Origin of the sequence: Aquicoccus sp. (assembly GCF_041686535.1) — a bacterium.
Lineage (GTDB): Bacteria > Pseudomonadota > Alphaproteobacteria > Rhodobacterales > Rhodobacteraceae > Aquicoccus.
Genome location: NZ_JAWLDS010000125.1, coordinates 1 through 6,675, shown reverse-complemented (window position 1 = coordinate 6,675; position 6,675 = coordinate 1). Strand labels below are relative to the sequence as shown.

Here is a 6,675-nt window from a genome sequence, read left to right as displayed (position 1 = left end):
TAGCGGGTCTTGATGGGTTTGCCAAGTCTTAAGTCAGGGAAGATGTGCGGGCCTTGGTGTTTTCTGGTACGCTATCGTGCATTGACTGGTGAATTCTCGCATTCGCATGGGTCAGATCTGGATGTACATGCCCCTGTTTCGATCCGTATTCGCTTCCATATTGGTCTTGACGAGAAAAGATCGTTGGCCATGTCAAGCTCGCGTTTTCGCATCGGGCCTGCGCGTCCCTTGTCGGTGAAAGAGAGTTTGCGCTTGGCGATTGGTTGGGCGATGTTGAAGCCTGCCAGCCCGGTCAACCGGATGATGTGCCGGACGACATGCCAGATGCGGGAGTGATCATGAACTGGTCCTTTTCTATCGGAGATGTGCGCGGCACCCAGATCAGGGTGCATGCAACCTTCTTTTTGTTGTTGGCTTGGGTGATGGCCGCGGCCTGGCTGGTCGACGGGCCAGGCGCGGCAATCGTCAATGTGGTGTTCATAATGGCAGTGTTTGCCTGTGTGGTGTTGCACGAGTTGGGACATGTGACCATGGCGCGACGCTTTGGCGTACGCACCCGCGATATCACGCTGTTGCCCATAGGTGGGCTGGCGCGGCTGGAACGAATCCCCGAGGACCCGCGACAGGAAATCCTGATCGCGGTGGCCGGGCCGGCGGTCAATATCGTTATCTGGCTGATCCTGACGGTTGTTCTTGGGGCTTCGTTCTCACTCAATGTGCTTCAATCACTCGAGGACCCGGGACTTGGTTTTCTGGAGAGGCTGGCGGCGGTCAACTTGCTACTTGTGCTGTTCAACATGATCCCGGCCTTTCCGATGGACGGCGGGCGGGTGTTCCGCGCCGGGCTTGCCATGTTCATGGAAAGGGTCAAGGCGACGCAGCTGGCGGCCCAGGCGGGGCAGGTGATGGCCTTCCTCTTCGGCTTTCTCGGGCTGACATCGGGCAGCCCGCTATTGATCCTGATCGCGATTTTCATCTTTTTCGCGGCCGGGGCCGAAAGCTCGCAGGCAATGTTGCGAGACCGGGCGCATGGCGCGCGGGCGCGGGATGCGATGATCACCTCGTTCGAGGCGCTGGGACCGGAGGACACGATGGAAGCGGCGGCGCATGCGGTGTTGCGCACCGAGCAGTCGGAGTTTCCCGTGGTTGGCCCGGACAGGCGGTTCGTCGGGATGCTGACCCGCACATCCATTCTGGGCGCTTCGGAAGCGGGGCGCCGCAACGCGCCGGTTTCGGACGCGGTGACGACAGACATTCCCGAGATGTGGCTCGATGCGCCGATGGATGAGGTCCTCGACATGCTCGCCAGCGGTGACGCGCCCGCGGTGGCAATCACCGATCGGGCTGGCCATTTCCTCGGCTACATCACGCGCGAGAATATTGGCGAGTGGGTGATCCTTTCGCGAAAGCTGGTCTGAAAAGGCGAACTGGCCGACAAAAGTGGGACTTTTCTTTTCGTTCAAAGCCATGTCATCTGGGTCCGTGCGGCAAATCGGGCGAGGCAAGCGATGAATATGACGACGGATATTCCGGTGGTAGGGGTTGTCCGCTTTTCCGTTCTGGCAGTCGATTACTACACTGAAAGATTCGGAACAGTTGACAATATCGCCGAACATCTGTTTTCGCCCGAGCGCCTGGCGTTGCGGTTCGAGCTGTTCGAAAAGCTGTGCCTGCCTTCGCTGGCGCAACAGAGCGACCGGGATTTCCGTGCGGTTATCCTGACATCGACTGAACTGCCATCGGATGCGCGCGCACGCCTCGATGACCTGGTTGCGGAACATGATCATATCGAGGTGTTTGCCGCTGAACCCCACCAGCATTACCCAATCTCCCGCATGGCTTTTCGATCAGTCCCGCTTGGCGGGGCCAGTCACAAGCTTTGGTTCCGGCTCGATGACGATGACGCTGTGGCGTTGGATTATGTCGAGAGGCTCAAGCATACTGCGCGCGGATTGCGCGCGATTCACGGGGACCAGCCTTTCATGATCGCCTTCAATCGCGGCTTCTATGTCGAGGTGACCGGGCAGGGGGGGAACAGGATTGTCGATTTCGTAGAACGCGCCCCGCTGTCGGTGGGCACGGCGCTTCTGGCTCCGGCGGCCTATGATCGCACACCGTACCGCTATAATCACAGGGCGCTGGGCCAGCATTACAATCTTTATACAGATATCGCGGCACCGGTTTTCCTGCGCACGATCCATTCTGACAACAAATCGCAGCCGACCAAGCAGGGTGTCGGTCAAGAACTGGCCGAGGCTGACGTCGAACACCGGATCAGAGAGCGGTTTGGATTTGACATCGACATGCTGCGGGCACTTTAGCGTATGGTAGATGCGCGCGATAATCTCAGGGGCGCGGGGCTGATGGTGGTCTCGATGGCCGCTTTCACATTCAACGATGTATGCATGAAGGCCTTGTCGGGGCAGATACCGCTGTTTCAGGCAATCTTCATGCGCGGTTTTCTGACTTGTCTTTTGATCTGGATGGTTGGCCGCCAGATGGGTGCCATACGCATTGGTTTTTCAAGGCGCGATTGGGGATTGATCGCTTTGCGTAGCGGCGCCGAGATCGGAGCGACTTTCTTCTTTCTCACGGCCCTGTTTCACATGCCGATTGCCAATGTAACCGCGATTCTGCAGGCATTGCCGCTGACAGTGGCGCTCGCGGCGACGCTGTTCTTTCGAGAACCGTTGGGCTGGCGGCGCCTCGCGGCGATTGGCGTCGGTTTCGGGGGAGTCATGCTGATCGTGCGTCCGGGAGCCGATGGGTTCAGCGTCTATTCGCTTTATGCGCTGGCGGCGGTCGGGTTCGTGACGCTGCGCGATCTTACGGCGCGGCGGCTCTCACCGGGTGTGCCGTCGATCACCGTTGCATTGATCACGGCCTTGGTGATCACGGTTGCGGGTGGTCTGGTCTCCACGGTGCAGGGATGGGCGCCGGTCGATGGGCGGGCGCTGGGTCTGATCGCGTTGGCCGCGAGCTTCATTCTCGTCGGTTACCTTGCCTCTGTTGCGGTGATGCGGGTTGGCGAAATCGGGTTCATCGCTCCATTCCGCTACACTGGTCTGATCTGGGCGTTAATTCTGGGCTTCCTGGTCTTTGGCGACTGGCCCGCGCCTCTGACTTTGGCGGGGGCGGCGATCGTGGTGGCGATGGGCCTTTTCACCCTTTATCGCGAGCGGCAGTTGAACCGGCAATCGCGCTGCGTGGGGTAATTGCAAGAGAGGCAGGCGATGTGTTGACAAGGGGGGCGACTCCCCCTATACGCGGCGCATCCGGCGAGGGGTCTGCCCAAAGCCGACATCAGAACTGTAGTGGACATGATCCGGGCAAACCGCCCCGATCCTCTGGAAACCCACCGCATCGTCCTTGAAATACCGGGGCGAAGGCGGATTTTGCGTGTTTCATGGACGCATGAAGCGCGAGTTTTTGGAAACCTGTGCGGGGCGACTCGCGCGACACATGTGTTGAAGAACGGGGAAAAGACCCAATGCCGACGATCCAACAGCTGATCCGCAAGCCGCGGCAGCCCAAAGTGAAACGCTCCAAATCCCTCCACCTCGAAGGGAACCCGCAAAAGCGCGGTGTTTGCACGCGCGTTTATACCACGACTCCGAAAAAGCCGAACTCGGCCATGCGGAAGGTGGCCAAGGTTCGCCTGACCAATGGTTATGAGGTTATCAGCTACATCCCCGGTGAAAGCCATAACCTTCAGGAACACTCGGTTGTCCTGATCCGTGGTGGCCGTGTAAAAGACCTTCCCGGTGTGCGCTATCATATCCTGCGCGGCGTGCTCGACACGCAAGGCGTCAAGGATCGCAAACAGCGCCGCTCGAAATACGGCGCCAAACGGCCCAAGTAAGAGGATCAAGAGATGTCCCGTCGTCATGCCGCTGAAAAGCGTGAAATCCTGCCTGACGCCAAATTCGGCGATAAGGTTCTCTCGAAGTTCATGAACAATCTCATGTTTGACGGCAAGAAGTCTGCCGCAGAAAAGATCGTCTACGGTGCGCTTGACCGCGTTGAGGGCAAGATCAAACGCGCGCCGGTCGAAGTTTTCCATGAGGCGCTCGACAACATCAAACCAAGTGTCGAAGTGCGCTCGCGCCGGGTAGGTGGCGCGACCTACCAGGTGCCCGTCGAGGTTCGTCCAGAGCGCCGTGAGGCACTTGCGATACGCTGGTTGATCAAGGCCAGCCGCGCACGCAACGAAAACACGATGGAAGAGCGCCTTGCCGGCGAGTTGCTGGATGCTGTGCAATCCCGCGGCTCGGCTGTGAAGAAGCGCGAAGACACTCACAAGATGGCCGACGCTAACAAGGCGTTCAGCCATTACCGCTGGTAATCCTTTCAAAGGCACGAAACCATGGCACGCGAATATCCGCTCGAACGCTACCGCAACTTCGGCATCATGGCGCATATCGACGCCGGCAAGACGACGATGACCGAGCGCATCCTGTTTTACACGGGCAAGAACCACAAGATCGGCGAGACCCATGACGGGGCCTCGACCATGGACTGGATGGAACAGGAAGCCGAGCGCGGTATCACCATCACCAGCGCCGCGACCACGACCTTCTGGCAGCGCCAGGAAGATCCGACTCCGGAAGGGACATCGGAGACCAAGACCCGTTTCAACATCATCGACACTCCAGGACACGTGGATTTCACCATCGAGGTGGAGCGTTCGCTTGCGGTTCTTGATGGTGCGGTCGCGCTGCTGGATGGCAATGCGGGCGTTGAGCCTCAGACCGAAACGGTTTGGCGTCAGGCCGACCGTTACAAGGTGCCGCGCCTCGTATTCGTCAACAAGATGGACAAGATCGGCGCTGATTTTTTCAACTGCGTCAAGATGATCAAGGATCGCACCGGCGGTACGCCGATGCCGATTGCGCTTCCGATCGGGGCCGAGGACAGCCTTGAAGGCATCATCGACCTGATCAAGATGGAAGAGTGGGTCTGGACGGGTGAAGACCTTGGTGCCAACTGGGTGCGCCAACCGATCCGGGATGAGCTCAAGGATGTGGCAGACGAGTGGCGTGCCAACATGATCGAGCTGGCGGTAGAGATGGACGATACCGCCATGGAAGCCTATCTCGAAGGCGAGGAGCCCGACGAGGCCACGTTGCGCAGCCTGATCCGCAAGGGCACGTTGTCGTTGTCGTTCTTCCCGGTGCTGGGCGGCTCGGCGTTCAAGAACAAGGGCGTACAGCCGCTGTTGAACGCCGTGGTCGATTTTCTGCCCGGACCCAAGGATGTGCCGATGCTCAAGGGCTTTTCGCCCGATGACGAAACAGAAACCCGCAATATCGAACGCCCGGCAGACGATGCCGCGCCGTTCTCCGCGCTGGCCTTCAAGATCATGAACGACCCGTTCGTCGGTTCGCTGACCTTCAGCCGGATTTACTCCGGTGTTCTGAAGAAGGGCGACTCGATGCTCAATTCGACCAAGGGCAAGAAAGAGCGTGTTGGCCGCATGATGCTGATGCATGCCATCGACCGCCAGGAGATCGAAGAAGCGTTTGCCGGCGATATCATTGCATTGGCCGGCCTGAAAGACACCACAACGGGCGATACACTTTGTGATCCGGCCAAGCCGGTGGTTCTGGAGACCATGACCTTCCCCGATCCGGTGATCGAGATTGCGGTCGAGCCCAAGACCAAGAACGACCAGGAAAAGATGAGCCAGGGGCTGGCCCGTCTGGCTGCCGAAGATCCGTCCTTCCGCGTCGAGACCGATCTGGAATCGGGGCAGACGATCATGAAAGGCATGGGCGAATTGCACCTTGATATCCTGATCGATCGTCTCAAGCGGGAATTCAAGGTAGAGGCCAATATCGGCGCGCCGCAGGTCGCCTATCGCGAGACTATCGGTTACGAAATCGAACATACCTATACCCACAAGAAACAGTCGGGTGGCTCGGGTCAGTTCGCCGAGGTCAAGCTGATCATCTCACCCACCGAACCCGGCGAAGGCTACAGCTTCGAGAGCCGGATCGTCGGCGGGGCCGTGCCCAAGGAGTATATCCCGGGCGTCGAAAAAGGCATCAAGTCTGTGATGGACAGCGGGCCGTTGGCCGGTTTCCCCGTGATCGACTTCAAGGTCGCGCTGGTCGACGGCAAGTTCCACGATGTCGACTCGTCGGTGCTGGCTTTCGAGATTGCCTCGCGGATGTGCATGCGCGAAGGTCTGCGCAAGGCGGGCGCCAAGCTGCTTGAGCCGATGATGAAGGTCGAGGTGGTGACGCCGGAAGAATATACCGGTTCTGTCATTGGTGACCTGACTTCGCGTCGTGGTCAGGTGACCGGTCAGGAACCGCGCGGCAATGCCGTGGCAATCCAGGCATTCGTGCCGCTGGCCAACATGTTCGGCTATATCAACACGCTGCGTTCGATGAGCTCGGGCCGGGCGCAGTTCACCATGCAATTCGATCACTATGATCCTGTGCCGCAGAATATCAGCGACGAGATCCAGGCCAAATATGCATAACCCGGGTGGCGGGGTGAACCCCGCCCTACCCAACCTGTAGGGTGGGTGCCAACCCACCGTCCGCAAAGAAAAAAGGAGCCACGATCATGGCAAAAGCAAAGTTTGAACGTAACAAGCCGCATGTGAACATCGGGACGGTTGGTCACGTTGACCACGGCAAGACGACGCTGACGGCGGCGATCACG

The 6,675-nt window shown here is 59.0% G+C and carries 7 protein-coding genes; all 7 read left to right on the top strand.

What is annotated here, in order from left to right:
• Positions 1-338 precede the first annotated feature (338 nt).
• Complete coding sequence (locus tag ACESL9_RS16285; RefSeq protein WP_372614995.1) at positions 339-1,418, top strand: site-2 protease family protein; 1,080 nt, start codon at positions 339-341, stop codon at positions 1,416-1,418.
• A gap of 90 nt (positions 1,419-1,508) precedes the next feature.
• Positions 1,509-2,321, top strand: coding sequence for a glycosyltransferase (locus ACESL9_RS16280; RefSeq protein WP_372614996.1), 813 nt, complete (start codon positions 1,509-1,511; stop codon positions 2,319-2,321).
• A gap of 3 nt (positions 2,322-2,324) precedes the next feature.
• Positions 2,325-3,215 (top strand): DMT family transporter, encoded by an 891-nt coding sequence (locus ACESL9_RS16275; RefSeq protein WP_372614997.1) that lies wholly within the window; start codon positions 2,325-2,327, stop codon positions 3,213-3,215.
• Between the two features lie 275 nt (positions 3,216-3,490).
• On the top strand, positions 3,491-3,862 hold the full coding sequence (rpsL, locus tag ACESL9_RS16270; protein WP_109385713.1) for a 30S ribosomal protein S12: 372 nt from the start codon (positions 3,491-3,493) through the stop codon (positions 3,860-3,862).
• 12 nt (positions 3,863-3,874) lie between these two features.
• Positions 3,875-4,345 carry a 30S ribosomal protein S7 gene (gene rpsG, locus ACESL9_RS16265; RefSeq protein WP_372614998.1) on the top strand — a complete coding sequence of 157 codons (471 nt, stop codon included), beginning with the start codon at positions 3,875-3,877 and terminating at the stop codon, positions 4,343-4,345.
• Between the two features lie 21 nt (positions 4,346-4,366).
• A complete protein-coding gene (gene fusA / locus ACESL9_RS16260) occupies positions 4,367-6,490 on the top strand; it encodes an elongation factor G (protein ID WP_372614999.1) in 2,124 nt (707 codons plus the stop codon).
• An 86-nt stretch (positions 6,491-6,576) separates the two neighbouring features.
• The coding region (locus tag ACESL9_RS16255; RefSeq protein ID WP_372615002.1) for a GTP-binding protein at positions 6,577-6,675 on the top strand (99 nt) is incomplete at its 3' end.